Genomic DNA, 15904 nt, shown 5'->3' with positions numbered 1-15904 from the left:
TTCCCACTCTTTACTCATTGCCTGGAGTTCAAGCACCATGGACCGACGTTCCTTCATCAAGGCCTCCGGCCTGACCCTGGCCGGCACCACCGGCCCCCTGCTTCCGCTGGCCGCGCTGGCCGCCGACGAGATGCTGATCGGCAGCATCCACGACCTGTCGGGCGGGCTGGACATCTACGGCAAGCCCATGGCGGACTGCCTGACGCTGGCCGTTGAGGAGCAGAACGCCGCCGGCGGCCTGCTTGGCAAGAAGCTCAAGCTGATGAGCTACGACCCGCAGTCGAACATGCAGATGTACGCGCAGTTCGCGCAGCAGGCGGCGCTGAAGGACAAGGTCGCGGTGCTGCACGGCGGCATCACCTCGGCCTCGCGCGAGGTGATCCGCCCGGTGCTGGACCGCTACCGCACCGTCTACTTCTACAACACGCAGTACGAAGGCGGCGTGTGCGACCGCAACACCTTCTGCACCGGCGTGACGCCGGCGCAGACGGTCGCCAAGCTGGTGCCCTATGCGATGTCCAAGTGGGGCAAGAAAGTCTACGTGGTCGCGGCCGACTACAACTACGGCCAGATCACCTCGCAGTGGGTGAAGAAGTTCGTGCAGGACAACGGCGGCTCGGTGGCTTCCATCGATTTCTTTCCGCTCGACGTGACCAACTTCGGCCCGACCATCTCCAAGATCGAGGCCGCCAGGCCCGACATGGTGGTGTCGGCGCTGGTGGGCGGCGCGCACATCTCGTTCTATCGCCAATGGGCCGCGGCCGGGCTGCAGAAGAAGATTCCGCTGGCCTCCACCACCTTTGCCGGCGGCAACGAGCACATCGTGCTGTCGCCGGCCGAAACCGACGGCTTCCTGGTCTCCTACAACTACTTCCAGAACCTCGACTCGCCCGACAACAAGGCCTTCAAGGAGCGCTTCTACAAGCGCTTCGGGAAGGACTACCCCAACATCACCGAGCTCGCGATGGGCACCTACCAGGGCTTCAAGCTCTGGGCCGAGGGCGTCAGGAAGGCCGGCACGCTGGACCGCAACAAGCTGCTCGACGCGCTCGAATCCGGCATCTCGATCCAGGGGCCCAGCGGCAAGGTCTCGCTCGATCCGGCCACCCACCACTGCGTGCTCAACGTGAGCATCGCCGAGGTCAAGAACAAGCAGCTGGAGATCGTCAAGACGTTCGAGCAGCAGCAGCCAAGCGACACCAGCGCGGTCTGCAACCTCGTGAAGAACCCGAAGGACAACCAGCAGTACGTGATCAAGCTCTGAGTGCCATGGATCTTGTCGCCGTCGTCGCCGTACAGGTGCTCTATGCCGTCGCCAGCCTGGTGATCGTCTCCGCCGGGCTGGCGGTCATCTTCGGGATGATGCGGGTGATCAATCTGGCCCACGGCGAATTCATGATGCTGGGAGCCTACGGCACCATCTGGTCGATCGGGCTCGGCATCAACCTCTGGATCGCAGTGCTGGTGGTGGCACCGATCGCGGTCGGGTTGGTCGGCATCGTGCTGGAGCGCCTCTTCATCCGGCACCTGTACGGCCGCATGGTCGACACGATGCTGGCCACCTGGGGCCTGTCGCTGCTGCTGGTGGGCATCGTCACCTCGATCGCCGGCAACACCACGGCGGGAGTGTCGGCGCCGCTCGGCAGCTTCATGATCGGCAGCTACTCGGTGAGCGGCTACACGCTGGTGATCATCGCGGTGGCCGCGGTGCTGGCGGCGGCGCTGCGCTGGGTGCTCACGCGCACCCAGCTCGGCCTGATCGCGCGCGGCACCATGCAGAACCCCGCCATGGCCGATGCGCTGGGCATCAGCCCGAGCAAGGTCTACTCGGTGACCTTCGCGGTGGGCGCGGCGCTGTCCGGCTTGGCCGGCGGACTGATGGCGCCGCTGACCGGCGTGGTACCGACCATGGGCGCGGCCTTTGTCGCCAAGGCCTTCATCACCGTGATCGGCGGCGGCCCGGCCATCTTGGCCGGCCTCGTGAGCGCCTCCACGCTGTTCGGCTTCATCAACCAGGTCAGCACCTTCCTCGCCACGCCGGTCATCGGCGAAGTGGCTTTGCTGCTGGCCGCCATCGTCATGCTGCGCCTGCTGCCGCAGGGCATCACCGGACGCTTCTTCAAGGGATCGCTGTGAGCCAGAAATTCGCTCAATCGTGGGTGAGCGCGGCAGCCTGCCTGCTGATCGGCATCGCGCTGCTGTTCGGGCTGCCCGGCGTGCTGGACGACTTCATGCTGCTGCAGGTCACGATCTACGTCGTGATGTCGATCCTCGGCGTGAGCCTGGGCTTCATCTGGGGCTTCGGCGGTATCCTTTGCTTCGGGCAGGCGGCCTTCTTCGGCCTGGGCGCATACGTCTATGCGATCGCGGTCATCAACATGGGCGACAGCAGCGTGCCCTTTCTGCTGGCCATCGTGCTGCCGGCGCTGTTCGCCGCGCTGCTGGGCTACGTGATCTTCTACGGCAGGCTGTCCGACGTCTACATGGGCGTGATCACGCTGACCGTGACGCTGATCCTGTTCAACCTGATCAACTCCACCGCAGGGCCGGAATGGAAGATCGGCAGCGCGCCGCTCGGCGGCTTCAACGGCATCCCGGCGATCCCGCCGCTCAACGCGCCGGGCAACCTCGACGAAGTCATCACGCCGCGCGGCATGTTCAACCTGTCGATGGCGGCGCTGCTGGTGGTCTACCTCGGCCTGCGCGTGCTGATCAGTTCCAAGATCGGCCGCGTGATCATCGCCAGCAAGGAGAACGAGCAGCGCGTGCTGCTGCTGGGCTACGACGCCCGCGCCTACAAGCTCTTCGCCTTCACGCTGGGCGGCGCCATCGCCGGGCTGGCGGGCTGCCTGTTCGCCAACTGGGGCGCGTTCACCAGCCCGACGATCTTCGGCCTCGCACAGTCGGCGCAGATCATCATCTGGGTCATCGTCGGCGGCCTCGGCACGCTGATCGGCCCGGTGGTCGGCTGCGTCGCGATCCAGTGGCTGACCACGCAGATCGGCACGCAGCAGACCTTCAACGCCAACCTGGTGCTCGGCGCCATCCTGATGGCGTTCGTCCTGATGGTGCCCAAGGGCATCGTGCCTAGCCTCGGCCTGGTCATCGACTGGCTGCTGCAGCACCGCCCGCGCCGCCCGCACCGCGAAGAAGCGCTGCCGCAGGCACAGGAAGCCCGCACGTGACCCCGCTGATCGAAACCCGCAACCTGAACGTGCGCTTCGGCGGCGTGCATGCCACGCGTGATGTGAACTTCACGCTGGCGGAGACCGAGCTGCGCTGCGTGATCGGCCCCAACGGCGCCGGCAAGAGCACCTTCTTCAAGCTGCTGACCGGGCAGGTCAAACCCAGCTCGGGGCAGATCTTCTTCCGCGGACAGGACATCTCCAGGATGCGCGCCCACGACCCGGGCCGCCTGGGCATCGGCATCAAGACCCAGGTGCCCAGCCTGTTCAACGGCCTGAGCGTGTGGGAGAACATCTGGCTCTCGGCGCGCCGCGTCAACAGCGCGCGGCAGGCCGAGTGCGTGACCCGCGAGACGCTGGAGCGCGTCGGCATGACGGCCTACAAGGACGCCCTGGCCGGCGTGCTCGCGCACGGCCTGCGGCAGTGGGTCGAGATCGGCGTGGTAATCGCCGCCGACCCGCCGTTGATCCTGCTCGACGAACCGGCCGCCGGCATGAGCGACGGCGAAGTGGCGCGCACGGCCGAACTCATCCTCGAGATCAACCAGCGCCACGCGCTCGTGGTGGTGGAACACGACATGAACTTCATCCGCATGATCGCGAAGAAGGTGACCGTGCTGCACCAAGGCGCGATCATCAAGGAAGACTCGCCGGACCGCATCATGAGTGACCCGCTGATCCAGCAGATCTACCTCGGCAAGAAACCGCACTAGGACCTGTTTGCCCATGCTAAAGACCCGCGGTCTCTGCGCCGGTTACGGTGCAATCCCCGTGCTGCACGACATCACGCTGTCCATCGCAGCCGGCGAGTCGATCGGCATCCTCGGCCACAACGGCATGGGCAAGACCACGCTGCTGCGCACGTTGATCGGCGCGCTTCACGCCACGGCGGGCACGGTCGAATTCACCGGCGAGGACGTGACCCGCATGGCGCCCAACGTCCGGGCGCGCCTCGGCATGGCCTACGTGCCGCAGGGCCGCCAGATCTTCCCGACGCTGAGCGCGATGGACAACCTGCGCATGGGCCTGGTCAAGACCGGCGAGAAGTCGCTCGCGCATGTTGAATCCCTGCTCGAACACTTCCCGCGCCTGAAGCCGCTGCTCGACCGGCCGGGCGGCTCGCTCTCCGGCGGCGAGCAGCAGCTGCTGGCACTGGCGCGCGCGCTGGCCGGCAAGCCCAGCCTGCTGCTGCTGGACGAGCCGACCGAAGGCATCCAGCCGTCCATCATCGAAGAGATCGCCGAGACGCTGGCTTCGCTGCGCAAGCGCATGAAGCTCACCATCGTGCTGGTGGAGCAAAACCTGGACTTCATCGCCGCGGTCTCGCAGCGCGTGCTGGTCATCAAGCGCGGCCAGATCGGCGGCGAGATCCCGCGCGAGCACCTGGGCGACCTGGAGATCATGAGCCAGTACGCCGGCGTACACGGCTGAGAAGCTTTTTTTAGAGCTTGCGTCGCATCTCGATGTGCGCGATGCCCGCTTCCTCGAAGGGATCGCCGTGCGGCAGATAGCCGAGCCGCGTGTAGAAGGCTTCGGCGCTGCGTTGCGCGTGCAGCGCCACCTCGTGGTCGCCGCGCGCCTTGGCAGCTTCTTCGAGCGCGCGCAGTACGGCGGCGCCATGGCCGCCGCTGCGCAGGGTGCGGTGCACGGCCATGCGGCCGATGCGGCTCAGGCCATCGGCGTCTGCGATCAACCGCCCGGTCGCGATCACCTGGCCGATGCGGTTGCGCGCCACCGCATGCACGGCGGTCTCGTCGTGCTCGTCCCACTCGAGTTCCTTGGGGATGCGCTGCTCCTCGATGAAGACGCTGCGACGTACTGCGCCGGCGCCCTCGCCCAGCTGCGCCCAGCTGCCGGTCGCGACCTCGCGCATCGTCTCGCCGGCCTCGTAGGCGGTGAAGATCTCGCGCAGCAGCGGCGGCACCGGCTTGGAGGTCTGCGTGGCCGGATCGGCGAACACGTAGACCAGCTCGCAGCTCACCAGCAGCTCGTCGCCGCGGAACAGCCCGCCGTGGAACACGATAGACGAATTGCCCACGCGCACGCACTTCATCGCGACCTCGAGCATGTCGTCCACGCGTGCGGAGGCGTTGAATTCGATGGTGGCCTTGCGCACGTAGAGGTCGCCGCCGAGCGCATTCATCGCCTCCTCGTAGGGCAGCGCCAGCGCGCGCCAGTAGTCGGCGATGGCGGTGTCGAAGTACATCAGGTAGTGGGCGTTGAAGACGATCTTCTGCATGTCGACTTCGGCCCAGCGCACGCGCAGGCGGTGGAAAAAGCGGAAGTCGGTCTTCTTGTGCTGGGTCTCGGTGCTCATGGGGTGCTCATGGTTGCAAGGCTTCCTTCAATGCGCGGGCCGCGTCGGCGTGCGCCTGCAGCGCCTCGGGGATGGCGCGGCCCATTTTGACGAATTCGTGGATCACGCCGCGGTAGATCTCCAGATCGACCGCCACGCCCGCCGCGCGCAGCTTGTCGGCATAGGCGATGCCCTCGTCGACCACGGGGTCGCATTCGGCCAGGCCGATCCAGGCCGGTGCGACGCCGTCCACGTCCTCGGCGTTGAGCGGCGCGAAGCGCCAGTCCTCGCGCTCGGCCTGCGTGTTCAGGTACTGGGCGAAAAACCAGGTGATGAGCGGCTCGTCGAGCAGCGGGCCGGCCGCGAAGCGCCGGTGCGAAGCCGTGTCCTGGTGCGAAGTCGTGCCCGGATAGAAAAGCATCTGCAAGGCGAGCGGCAAGCCGGCGTCGCGCGCAAGGATGGCGCACACCGCGGCCAGCGTGCCGCCGGCGCTGTCGCCGCCGACCGCGATGCGCGTGCCGTCGAGGCCCAGTTCGTCAGCCTGCTTCGCGACGAACTGCAGCGCGTCCCATGCGTCATTCGACGCCGTCGGGAACTTGTGCGCGGGCGCCAGCCGGTAGTCGAGCGAGATCACCGCGCAGCCGCTCTTCTGGCTCAGCACGCGGCACAGCGTGTCGTGGGTCGCGACGCTGCCGACCGTGAAGCCGCCGCCGTGGAAGAACAGCAGCACCGGCAGCACGGCGCGCGAGGGCGCATAGAGCCGCGCCGGCAGCGCATGGCCGTCGCGCGCGGGCAGCGTGAAGTCTTCGATGCGTTCGAGTTGCGGCTTCGGCACCTCGAGCACGCCGGCGCCCTTCTCGTAGGCAGCCCGGGCCTCCACGGGCGTCAGGGTGTAGAACGGCGCTTGATGGGCACGCGCCATCCGGTCGACCACGCCGGCCATCTTGGGAGTCAGCGTTGGCGCAAGGGTTTGGCTCATGGGCAAGAGAGGCGGCAGTTGTTAAATTGGAAGGCCCGCATCGTACCGTTCACACCCCATGGCCCTCATCCAGTACCTCACCCAGATCCAGTTCGAATTCGGCGCCGTCAAGCTGCTGGGCAGCGAGTGCGCGCGCGTCGGCATCACGCGGCCGCTGGTCGTCACCGACGCCGGCGTGCGCGCGGCCGGCGTGCTGCAGAAAGCGCTCGATGCGCTCGGCGAGCTGCCGGTCACGGTGTTCGACCAGACCCCGTCCAACCCTACCGAGGCCGCCGTGCGCGCCGCTGCCGCGATGTACCGCGAAGGGCGCTGCGACGGCTTGATCGCCGTCGGCGGCGGCTCGGCCATCGATTGCGCCAAGGGCGTCGCGATCGCGGCCACGCACGAGGGACCGCTCAAGACCTACGCCACCGTCGAAGGCGGCTCGCCGAAGATCACCGAGCGCGTGGCGCCGATCATCGCGGTGCCCACCACCAGCGGCACCGGCAGCGAGGTGGCGCGTGGCGCGATCGTGATCGTGGACGACCATCGCAAGCTCGGCTTCCACAGCTGGTCGCTGATGCCCAAGGCCGCGATCTGCGATCCCGAGCTCACGCTGGGCCTGCCGCCGCGGCTCACCGCCGCCACCGGCATGGACGCCATCGCGCACTGCATGGAGACCTTCATGTCGGCCGCCTTCAATCCGCCGGCCGACGGCATCGGCCTCGACGGGCTGCAGCGCGCCTGGGCCTACATCGAGCGCGCCACCAAGGACGGCAGCGACCGCGAGGCGCGCCTCAACATGATGAGCGCATCGATGCAGGGCGCGCTGGCCTTCCAGAAGGGACTGGGCTGCGTGCATTCGCTGAGCCACAGCCTGGGCGGCATCGACCCGCGCCTGCACCATGGCACGCTCAACGCCCTCTTCCTGCCGGCCGTGATCCATTTCAACGCGGGTGCGGAATCGGTGCAGAAGGACCAGCGCCTGCAACGCATGGCGCAGGCCATGCACCTCGACTCGGCCGGCGATCTCGGCACGGCCATCCGCGACATGAACGCGCGGCTCGGCCTGCCCAAGGGCCTGGCCGAGGTCGGTGTCACCCCTGCCATCTTCGAGCAGGTGATCGACGGCGCGCTGGCCGACCATTGCCACAAGACCAACCCGCGCGTCGCGACGCGCGAGGACTACCGCGAGATGCTCGAAGCCTCGATGTAGGGGGCCCGGCCCAGCCAGCGGCCAAGGCGATGACGCGTTACGCCCCGATCTCGCAAAGGTATAGTGCGCCCAAAAAATAGGGAGGGCGACAAGTGGATGTGTGGACACTGTATGTGCTGCTCGGCATAGGAGCCGGGTTGCTGTCGGGAATGCTCGGGGTCGGGGGCGGTCAAGTGGTGGTGCCCGGGCTTCTTTACATCTTTCACCACAAGGGCCTCGCTCCCGCCGTTGCGGTCCATATGGCGTTGGGCACTTCGCTTGCCACGATCGTCATCACCTCAATCTCATCTGCGATTTCCCATCACCGCCGTGGGTCGGTCAGCTGGGATCTGGTTCGCAGGCTCGCGCCCGGCATCGTGATCGGCGCGGTGATCGGCGGGCTCATGTCGGGACTGTTCCCGGCGCGGGTCTTGCGGATCTCATTCGGCGTCTTCTTGTTGATCCTCGCGGTGCAGATGGCTTTTTCACTGCGGCCTTCACCCCAGCGAGTGCTACCCGGTGTGCTAGGAACCACGACCACCGCGAGCTTGATCGGCTGGACATCGGCCATTGTCGGCGTCGGCGGCGGCAGCATGGTCGTGCCCTTTCTCGCCTGGTGCAACGTGAACATGAAGTCCGCTGTTGGCACAGCGTCCGCCTGCGGCGCTCCGCTGGCCCTGGCCGGGATGATCGGCTTCGTGGTCGCGGGCTGGGGGCAAGCCGATCTTCCTGCTCATAGCGTCGGCTACATCTATTGGCCGGCATGGCTGGGCATATCGATCTGCAGCCTTGCCTTCACGCCGCTGGGAGCGTTGATTTCGCACAGACTCCCGGTAGACACGCTCAAACGCGTTTTCTCGGTGTTCCTCGCGATCGCCGGCATACGCATCTTGCTTTAGCGTTTTGTGCACAGGGAGTAAGAACAATGAATTTCGATACGACGTCTGCCTTCTTGGCCGCAGTGCGTGCCGTTGGAGCGACAGATGCGGGATATGCGCATGCGGACCGTCGCAGGAGGTGCATCAGAAGTTCAGATGCTCGAAGCCTCGATGTAGGGGGCGTCGGCTTCTGCGCTACCAGCGCAGCTTGATGCCGAGGGAGGCCTGCACGGAGGACTTGACGGTGGCGTCGCCGCCGATGTTCCACAGGTGGCCGATCTCGCCGTACAGGCTGGTGGCCGGCGTCAGCGCCAGCGTCGCTCCTGCGGCCGCTTCGGCCGCGCTGTAACCGGCCGCGCTTGCAATCGCCGTCGTGCCCGCCGGGCCGATGAAGCCGACCACGTCGTCGCCGAAGCTCGCCCGGTACATGTTCAGTCGCGCGTAGGGCTGCAGCCGTCCGGCGCCGGTCGCGATGTCACCCTTGACGCGCACGCCCAGGCGGGCGATCCAGCCGTCCGCTGCATCGTGGCGCACCTGCGCACCACTGAGCGTCGTGTCGTCCGGGCGCAGGCGTTGATAGATCAGCTGCGCCTGCGGCTCGATGCTCCAGCGCTCGTTGAGCGCGAAGGGCTTGCCCGTTTCGATCGAGGCGGCGAAGCTGCTGGCCTTGCCCGAGATGCTCGGGCTGATGTCCGGGCGCACGGTGTAGCGCTGGCTGCCGGCTTGCAGCACGCTGTCCACGTACAGGCCGCTCGCATCCATCCAGGTCGCATAGGCGCCCAGGAAGCGAGATTGCAAACTGTTGCTGCCCACCCGCGCAATCAGAGCGCGCGCATTGCCTGTGACATCGGCGCTGCCATCGAGGTAGCCCACATAGAGACCCGCGCGCCAGTCGCCGCTCATCCACAGGTCGGTGCCGGCCTGCAGGCCGCTCACATGGCCATCGGTCAGGACCTGGGCGATACCGGGCTGCTGAATGCCCAGGTCGGCGTACACCGCGCGGGCCCAGGCGCGCCGGATGGAGGCGTTGGTTTCGTCGCCGATGCGCCGATGCAGGTTGCCCAGCATCGCCAAATCGGCCTGCCTGAGTTGAGCCGGCAGGGCCGCAAGCAGGGGAACCTCGGCCCGGTAGGTCGGCACCTGCACCGCGGGCGAGGTAGGCGTCACGGATGGCAGTACAGCACCCAACGGCGGCGCGGCCGGTGCGGTCGAGCGCAGGTACCAGTTCTCGCCCGCGCCCAGCGCGTCGGCCGCATAGAGCCGGTACTCGTAGGCGCCGGCGTCCACATGGCCGTTGGCCAGGCCGAAGGCGCTCTTCGTGGTCTGCGCGGTGGTGGTCGCGCCGTTGCGCCCGCTCACCACCTCGATGCCGTTGCCCGTGGTGAGCGCGCCCAGCCCTGCCAGGTTCGCGATCTGGATCGTGGTGTTGCCGCTCGCGCTGGCCCCAGGACCGTCGAGCACCAGCCTGTCGCTCACGCTGGTGCCGCCGGCCAGGCCGGTGCCCAGTCTCAGGAGGCTATGGGCAAGGTAGGCCCCGGCGACCGTGAGCGTGCTGCCCGCGACAGCGCCGACGAGGCTCACGGTGCCGCCGTTGTCCAGTGCAGCCACTCGCTGGTTGAAGCCGGCCGTATCGAGGGTTGTGCCCGCGGCCACCGTGTGGGCCGAGGCGGCGCTGAAGGTATGGGCCGCACCCGCTTGCAAGGTGCCCGTGCTCACCGTGGTGGGGCCGGTATAGGTGTTCGCCCCCGCCAGCACCGTGGTGCCCGTGCCGATCTGGGAGACGGAACCGGTGCCCGAGATCACGCCGGAGAAGCTGAGGACGTTCGAGCGGTCGAAGACCAGTGCGCCGTTGTTGGCCACGTTGCCCACGATGCTGCCGGTGGTGCCGCCATTGCCCAGTTGCAGCGTGCCGGCCGTGATGGTGGTGCCGCCCGCATAGGTGTTGCTGCCGGTCAGGATGAGAGCGCCTGGACCTGTTTTGGCAAGGGCACCGGCGCCTCCAATGAGGCCCGTGTGTGTCAGGGTGCCCACCTGGGTCTCGATGGTCCCGCCTGGGGTGTTGAGCGTGGTCGCGCGTGCCGTGGAGAAATCGGCCGTGGTCCTGAGCGTGCCGCCGTTGAAATCGAGCACCCCGGCCGCCGCGCCGAGATTGGCGTCGCTCGAGATCTGCAGCACGCCGCTTGCGATCGTGGTGCCGCCGCTGTAGGCGTTGGCGGACGTCAGCACGGTCGTGCCGGCGCCGATCTGCAGCACCGTGCCGGTACCCGAGATCACGCCGGCAAAGGTCGAAGTGTCCGAACGGTTGAAGGCAAGCTTCGCGTTGTTCGCCACGTTGCCCACGATGCTGCCGGTGGTGCCGCCGTTGCCGAGTTGCAGCGTACCCAACGTGATCGTCGTGCCGCCTGCGAAAGTATTGGCGCCGGTAAGGATCAGACTTCCAGCACCTGTCTTGGCGAGGGCGCCGGCGCCTCCAATGAGGCCCGCATGTGTCAGCGTGCCGATCTGGGTTTCGATGGTCCCGCCCTGGGCGTTGAGGGTGGTCGCGCGTGCCGTGGAGAAATCGGCCGTGGTCCTGAGCGTGCCGCCGTTGAACCTGAGCACCCCGGCCGCCGCGCCCAGATTGCCGTCTTGCGCCACCGAGAGCGTGCCGCCGTTCAGGGACGTGCCCCCGGAGTAACTGCTGATGCCAGTCAGGGTTTGGGTGCCCGCGCCGGTCTTGGTGAGCCCGACGATCGGATTGCCCGTCGTCACGAATCCTGTCGGGGCGGTCTGACGGATGGTGCCGTCGAAGGTACCGGACCCGCCGTTGATGCCGACCACCAGGGTCTCGACGCCGCTGACGAAACTGTTGGCGACCGTGCCGCCTCCGGTCAACGCATCGACCGTGATGCCCTCACCGCGCAGGTCGAACGAGGCGCCGCTTCCCACATCCAGGCTCGCAAGGTTGGCGCTCCAGTTGGAGGTCAGCGCGTCGTTGCCGACATAGCCGCTGCCGGACACCCTGATCTGCGTTCCCGCGGCACCGGTCACCACGCCCCCGAAACGGGTGATGGCGCCCGGATTGGCCTGGTTGAACTCCAGAATCCCGCCGCTGACGATCAGCGGGCTGTTCTTGAACTCATTGATCGCAGTGGTCTTCCTCAGGATGAGCTGACCGGCTCCGGACTTGGTGAATGCCTGATTGCGCACACCGCCGCTGATGTCGAGCGTCAGGGCCCCGGTGGCGGCTGTGACTTCGATGGTGGCAGCCCCGGAATTCCAGTACAGGTCGCGCAGCGTCGAGGTCTCGCCGCCGGTACCGGTGTAGCGCAGGGTGGCGCCGTTCTGGATCGCCAGGTAGTTGGTGCCGGTGCCGGTGCCCAGTTGATTGACGGCAGACACCGAGAGCACGCCGCCGCCAATGAGCAGTTGCCCCGAGAAGGTATTGGCCTGGGTGAAGGCCTGGGTACCGGAGCCGACCTTGTGGTAGTTGCCGCGGAAAGAAGCGTTGTCGGAGAGCACACCGTCGAACGTGCCGCTGCCGTTGTCCACGCCGAAGGTGAATTGGCTGTAGCCCGCACCGTTCAGGCCGGACATGATCGTGCCGGCGCCCGACAGGACGTTGACGCGCACATTGGCTTCCACGCCGCTGAATACGGCGCCCGAAGCGACGCGCAGGTCCGAGAGATTGGCCGTCCAGTTTTCGTTGGCGTTGCTGCCGCCAATGAACGTCCCCTGCTGAACGTCGATCAGGGCGCCTCGGCCCAGCGCAAAAGTACCCGGCAGCAAGCCCCAGCGGATCGTTCCTGCGCCGGTCTTGCGCAAGGTACCCGTGCCGCTGAAGGAGGTGGTAACCGCCCAGTCGCGAAGTCCAGAAGCGACGTTGGCTTCCAGAACCGCACCGGAAGAGATGACATAGGACGGCGAGCTGGTGGTGGGGCCTTGAAACACCAGCGTGCCGTTCGCCACCGTGGTCGCTCCGCTCACCGCGCCACCGCCTGTGAGGGTCAAGGTTCCTGCACCGTCCTTCGTCAGCGTGCCGGCCACGCTGAGCGCCGAGCCGATCGTCGCGTTGGCGTTGGTGGTGACGGTCCGGTTGCCGGACAGGGTGAGCGTGCTGCCGCTCAGGGTGTAGCTGCCGCTTGCCGGTGCGTTGAAGACCAGGCCTCCGACGGTGATCGGCGTGGCGAGGTTCAGGACGCCCCCGGCGCCATTGTTGTTGCCGATGATGGCAAGGTCGCCCGCCGCGTTGTTCCACACCAGGTCGGTGGCGTTGTTGTTCCAGCGGGCGGTGGTGGTGTCCCAGGTTCCGCCGCCATCTGTCGCCGTCGAAGTGGTGGCCGCGAGGCCGCTGGCGTCCCAGGTCAAGGAGGCTGCGCGCGCGAAAGTCGCAGACAGTGCGGCGACGAGCAAGGCTGCGTCGAAGAGCACTGCGCGCGAAGCACGTCGCGAAGCGCGAAAAGCCGAGCAGGACTTGATCACGGTGGCGCCCCTCCGTTCTTTTGCTTGTTCGGGCGCCAGTGTGGCCGCGAAGCGTTCGTTTAGCCAGCGAGAACGGCGCGGGAAAGCCAGGCGCGAAAGGCCTGCATCGCGGGACTCGGCGCCTTCGAGCGCAGCCGCGTGAGCCAGTAGCTTCCGGTCATCACCTCGATCGCCAGCGGCCGCACCAGCCGGCCCTCGCCCAGCTCGCGCTCGAACATCGAGGCCGGTGCGAGCGCGACGCCGGCGCCCTGCATCGCGGCCTCGACCATGAGCCGCGACGAGTCGAACACCGGCCCGCGGATCGCCGGACAGGCGACGCCGGCCGCGGCGAACCAGCCGGGCCAGTCGTCGGGACGGTAGGAGCGCAGCAGCGTCTCGTGCGCGAGGTCGTGCGGCCGCGCGATGCGCGCCGCGATGGCCGGCGTGCACAGCACCGCGAGCGGCGCCGCCAGCAGGTGCTCGGACTGCAGGCCCTGCCAGGTGCCATCGCCGAAGCGGATCGCGAAATCGAGCCCCTCGCCGGCCAGGTCGACCACGTTGTTGTGCGTCATCAGGCGCAGGTCGATGAAAGGACAGCTCTGCTGGAACAGGCGCAGCCGCGGCAGCAGCCATCCGACCGCGAAGGTGCCCACCACGCCCACCGTCAGCACCTCGAAGAAATGGCCGTTGTCGAACTGCTGGACGACTGCCTCCATGCGCCCGAAGGCATCGGCCAGCACCGGCAAGAGCGCATGGCCTTCGTCGCTGAGCGCCAGCCCGCGCGGCAGGCGCCTGAACAGCGTGACGCCGAGCCGCGCCTCGAGGCCGCGGACCTGCTGGCTGACCGCCGCCTGCGTCACGTTCAGCTCGGCGGCGGCGAGCGTGAAGCTCAGGTGGCGTGCGGAGGATTCGAAAGCGCGCAGCGCGTTGAGAGGGAGATGGGTACGCGCCATAAGATTTTCTTGTGCGAGACAGCAAATACTATCGTTTGTGCCGCAGCATCGGATGGCCGAAAGTCGCTTCCTTTCAGGAGCACCCATGATTCATCGACGGCAATTCACAAGCACCCTTTTCGTCTCGCTGGCCGCCGCATCCCTCGGCGTCCGGGCCGAAGGGGCCAGCAACCTTTCGAAGCAGTTGGCAGACATCGAAAAAGCCAGCGGCGGCCGGCTCGGCGTCGGCGTGCTCGACACCGCCAACGGCCGGCGCGCCGGGCACCGCGAGGACGAACGCTTCCCGCTGAACAGCACCTTCAAGTTCCTGGCCGCTGCGCTCGTTCTGGCCCGAGTGGACCGGCGCAAGGAGCAGTTGGAACGCCGCGTCGTCATTCGGCCGGGCGACTTGGTGACCTATTCGCCGGTGACTGAGAAGCACGTCGGCGCCGGCGGGATGACGGTGGCCGAACTGTGCGAAGCCACCATGACGCTGAGCGACAACACGGCCGGCAACCTGCTGCTCGCGAGCTTCGGTGGCGCGCCGGGCCTGACGGCGTTCATGCGCTCGATCGGCGACACGAACACGCGGCTCGACCGCACCGAGCCCGCGCTCAACGAAGGCCGGCCGGGCGATCCGCGCGACACCACCACGCCGGCCGCGATGACCCGCAGCATGCAAAAGATTCTCTTGGGTGATGTCTTGTCGCCCGCCTCGCGCGCCCAGCTGCTGCAATGGCTGGACGCCAACAAGACCGGCGACGAGCGCATACGCGCCGGCGTGCCGGCGGACTGGAAGGTGGGGGACAAGACGGGCTCGGGCGAGAACGGCGCCAACGACGTCGCCATCCTGCGGCCGCCGGGACGTGCGCCGATCCTTCTGTCCGTCTATCTCACGCAGACAAGGGCACCGGCGGCGGTGCGCAACCGCGCACTGGCGTCCGTGGCTGCGGTGGCCGCGGAATGGGCGACGAAGGGCTCCTGAGGCCGCGTCTCAATCCGCCTTCACGCCCGCCGTCTTGATCACGCGGGCCCACTTGGCCGTCTCCGCGTCGATGAAGGCATCGAGCTCCTCGGGCGTGCTGCCGGCCGGGAAGGTGCCCATCGCATCGAGCCTGGCGCGGGTCTCGTCGCTCTTGATGATCCGCGCCACCTCGTCCGACATGCGCTTGACGATCTCGCGCGGCGTGCCTGCCGGCGCCAGCATGCCGGCCCAGGTGCTGCCGGTGAAGCCCGCGAAGCCCTGTTCGATGAAGGTGGGCACGTCCGGCACCGCGGGCAGCCGTCGGTCGCTGGCCACACCGATCAGCCTCACCTTGCCGGCCTTGCCCTGGTTGATGAGCCCGGTGGGCGCATCGAAGAAGAGCTGGATCTGCCCGCCCATCAGGTCGGTCAGCGCCGGCACCGCGCCGCGGTACGGGATGTGGATCATGTAAGTCTTGGTCAGCGACTTCCACAGCTCGGTGGTCAGGTGTGCGGCCGAGCCGTTGCCCGAGGAGCCGAAGCTCACCTTGCCCGGGTTCGCGCGCGCATAGTCGATCAGCTCCTTCGCGGTCTTAAAGGGCGCGTCGTTGTTGACTGCCGCGAGCAGCGGCGAGATGCCCATCAGCGAGACGCCGGTGAGGTCCTTCTTCGGGTCGTAGGGCAGCTTCGGATAGAGCGTGGTGTTGGCCGCATAGGCCGCGATCACGACGCCGAAGGTGCTGCCGTCGGGCGCCGCCTTGGCGATCGCATCGACGCCGATCAGGCTGTTGGCGCCGGGCTTGTTATCGATCACCACCGGCTGGCCGAGCCGCGTCGAAAGGCCCGTCTGCACCAGCCGCGCCATCTGGTCGGTGAAGCCGCCGGGCGTGTACGGCACGATGATGCGGATCGGCTTGTTCGGCCAGGCGGTTTGCGCGAAAGAAGGCGCAGCGACCGACGCCGCGGCCGCAGCGGACAACAGATTGAAGGCACGGCGGGACAACGAGGCTTGCGGCATGGAAGGGTCTCCGGTGGAGCGACGATTCTGGAAGGCCGC

General features: G+C 67.4%; 13 protein-coding genes. 8 read left to right on the top strand and 5 right to left on the bottom strand.

Features of this window, described 5'->3' with window-relative positions; translation table 11 throughout:
* Positions 1-37: 37 nt before the first annotated feature.
* From BLS74_RS26245 to BLS74_RS26225, 5 genes are read left to right on the top strand one after another with little or no spacing between them, the layout of a single operon-like run.
* Entirely contained in the window at positions 38-1264 is a 1227-nt protein-coding gene (locus tag BLS74_RS26245; protein ID WP_093110099.1) for an urea ABC transporter substrate-binding protein, read from the top strand.
* 5 nt (positions 1265-1269) lie between these two features.
* Positions 1270-2136 (top strand): ABC transporter permease subunit, encoded by an 867-nt coding sequence (locus BLS74_RS26240; RefSeq protein WP_093110098.1) that lies wholly within the window; start codon positions 1270-1272, stop codon positions 2134-2136.
* Entirely contained in the window at positions 2133-3185 is a 1053-nt protein-coding gene (locus tag BLS74_RS26235) for a branched-chain amino acid ABC transporter permease (protein ID WP_244504001.1), read from the top strand. The genes BLS74_RS26240 and BLS74_RS26235 overlap by 4 nt, the downstream gene beginning before the upstream one ends.
* Positions 3182-3898 (top strand): ATP-binding cassette domain-containing protein, encoded by a 717-nt coding sequence (locus tag BLS74_RS26230; RefSeq protein WP_093110096.1) that lies wholly within the window; start codon positions 3182-3184, stop codon positions 3896-3898. Before BLS74_RS26235 ends, BLS74_RS26230 begins: the two co-directional genes overlap by 4 nt.
* Before the next feature lie 13 nt (positions 3899-3911).
* Complete coding sequence (locus BLS74_RS26225) at positions 3912-4616, top strand: ABC transporter ATP-binding protein (protein WP_093110095.1); 705 nt, start codon at positions 3912-3914, stop codon at positions 4614-4616.
* A 10-nt stretch (positions 4617-4626) separates the two neighbouring features.
* On the opposite strand, the gene BLS74_RS26220 is transcribed toward BLS74_RS26225, so the two are convergent.
* Positions 4627-5502: a YbgC/FadM family acyl-CoA thioesterase gene (locus BLS74_RS26220; RefSeq protein ID WP_093110094.1), complete on the bottom strand. Its 876-nt coding sequence runs from the start codon at positions 5500-5502 to the stop codon at positions 4627-4629.
* A 7-nt stretch (positions 5503-5509) separates the two neighbouring features.
* Complete coding sequence (locus BLS74_RS26215; RefSeq protein WP_093110093.1) at positions 5510-6460, bottom strand: alpha/beta hydrolase; 951 nt, start codon at positions 6458-6460, stop codon at positions 5510-5512.
* Between the two features lie 58 nt (positions 6461-6518).
* Here BLS74_RS26215 and BLS74_RS26210 point away from each other — a divergent pair, with 58 nt between their 5' ends.
* Positions 6519-7655, top strand: a complete 1137-nt coding sequence (locus tag BLS74_RS26210) for an iron-containing alcohol dehydrogenase (protein WP_093110092.1) — start codon at positions 6519-6521, stop codon at positions 7653-7655.
* A gap of 92 nt (positions 7656-7747) precedes the next feature.
* Complete coding sequence (locus BLS74_RS26205) at positions 7748-8533, top strand: sulfite exporter TauE/SafE family protein (RefSeq protein WP_244504000.1); 786 nt, start codon at positions 7748-7750, stop codon at positions 8531-8533.
* A 174-nt stretch (positions 8534-8707) separates the two neighbouring features.
* Here BLS74_RS26205 and BLS74_RS26200 read toward each other — a convergent pair whose 3' ends face one another.
* Positions 8708-12973, bottom strand: coding sequence for an autotransporter outer membrane beta-barrel domain-containing protein (locus BLS74_RS26200; protein WP_170855712.1), 4266 nt, complete (start codon positions 12971-12973; stop codon positions 8708-8710).
* Positions 12974-13032: 59 nt separating this feature from the next.
* Positions 13033-13905, bottom strand: a complete 873-nt coding sequence (locus tag BLS74_RS26195) for a LysR family transcriptional regulator (RefSeq protein WP_093110089.1) — start codon at positions 13903-13905, stop codon at positions 13033-13035.
* 85 nt (positions 13906-13990) lie between these two features.
* Between BLS74_RS26195 and bla the strand changes: the two genes are divergently transcribed.
* Positions 13991-14869 carry a class A beta-lactamase gene (gene bla / locus BLS74_RS26190; RefSeq protein ID WP_093110088.1) on the top strand — a complete coding sequence of 293 codons (879 nt, stop codon included), beginning with the start codon at positions 13991-13993 and terminating at the stop codon, positions 14867-14869.
* 9 nt (positions 14870-14878) lie between these two features.
* On the opposite strand, the gene BLS74_RS26185 is transcribed toward bla, so the two are convergent.
* Positions 14879-15865 (bottom strand): tripartite tricarboxylate transporter substrate binding protein, encoded by a 987-nt coding sequence (locus tag BLS74_RS26185; protein WP_093110087.1) that lies wholly within the window; start codon positions 15863-15865, stop codon positions 14879-14881.
* Positions 15866-15904: the final 39 nt, after the last annotated feature.

Origin of the sequence: Variovorax sp. CF079 (genome assembly GCF_900101545.1) — a bacterium.
In the GTDB taxonomy this organism is placed as follows: Bacteria; Pseudomonadota; Gammaproteobacteria; order Burkholderiales; family Burkholderiaceae_C; genus Variovorax.
Note: the sequence above shows the minus strand (reverse complement) of the source record. Positions and strands in the feature narration are given on the sequence as shown.

Excerpts from the sequence above, each read along its gene's own strand:
- BLS74_RS26225 (WP_093110095.1), top strand. The coding sequence starts at position 3,912 with ATGCTAAAGACCCGCGGTCTCTGCGCCGGTTACGGTGCAATCCCCGTG.
- bla (WP_093110088.1), top strand. The coding sequence starts at position 13,991 with ATGATTCATCGACGGCAATTCACAAGCACCCTTTTCGTCTCGCTGGCC.
- BLS74_RS26185 (WP_093110087.1), bottom strand. The coding sequence starts at position 15,865 with ATGCCGCAAGCCTCGTTGTCCCGCCGTGCCTTCAATCTGTTGTCCGCT.
- BLS74_RS26245 (WP_093110099.1), top strand. The coding sequence starts at position 38 with ATGGACCGACGTTCCTTCATCAAGGCCTCCGGCCTGACCCTGGCCGGC.
- BLS74_RS26220 (WP_093110094.1), bottom strand. The coding sequence starts at position 5,502 with ATGAGCACCGAGACCCAGCACAAGAAGACCGACTTCCGCTTTTTCCAC.
- BLS74_RS26240 (WP_093110098.1), top strand. The coding sequence starts at position 1,270 with ATGGATCTTGTCGCCGTCGTCGCCGTACAGGTGCTCTATGCCGTCGCC.
- BLS74_RS26210 (WP_093110092.1), top strand. The coding sequence starts at position 6,519 with ATGGCCCTCATCCAGTACCTCACCCAGATCCAGTTCGAATTCGGCGCC.
- BLS74_RS26215 (WP_093110093.1), bottom strand. The coding sequence starts at position 6,460 with ATGAGCCAAACCCTTGCGCCAACGCTGACTCCCAAGATGGCCGGCGTG.
- BLS74_RS26195 (WP_093110089.1), bottom strand. The coding sequence starts at position 13,905 with ATGGCGCGTACCCATCTCCCTCTCAACGCGCTGCGCGCTTTCGAATCC.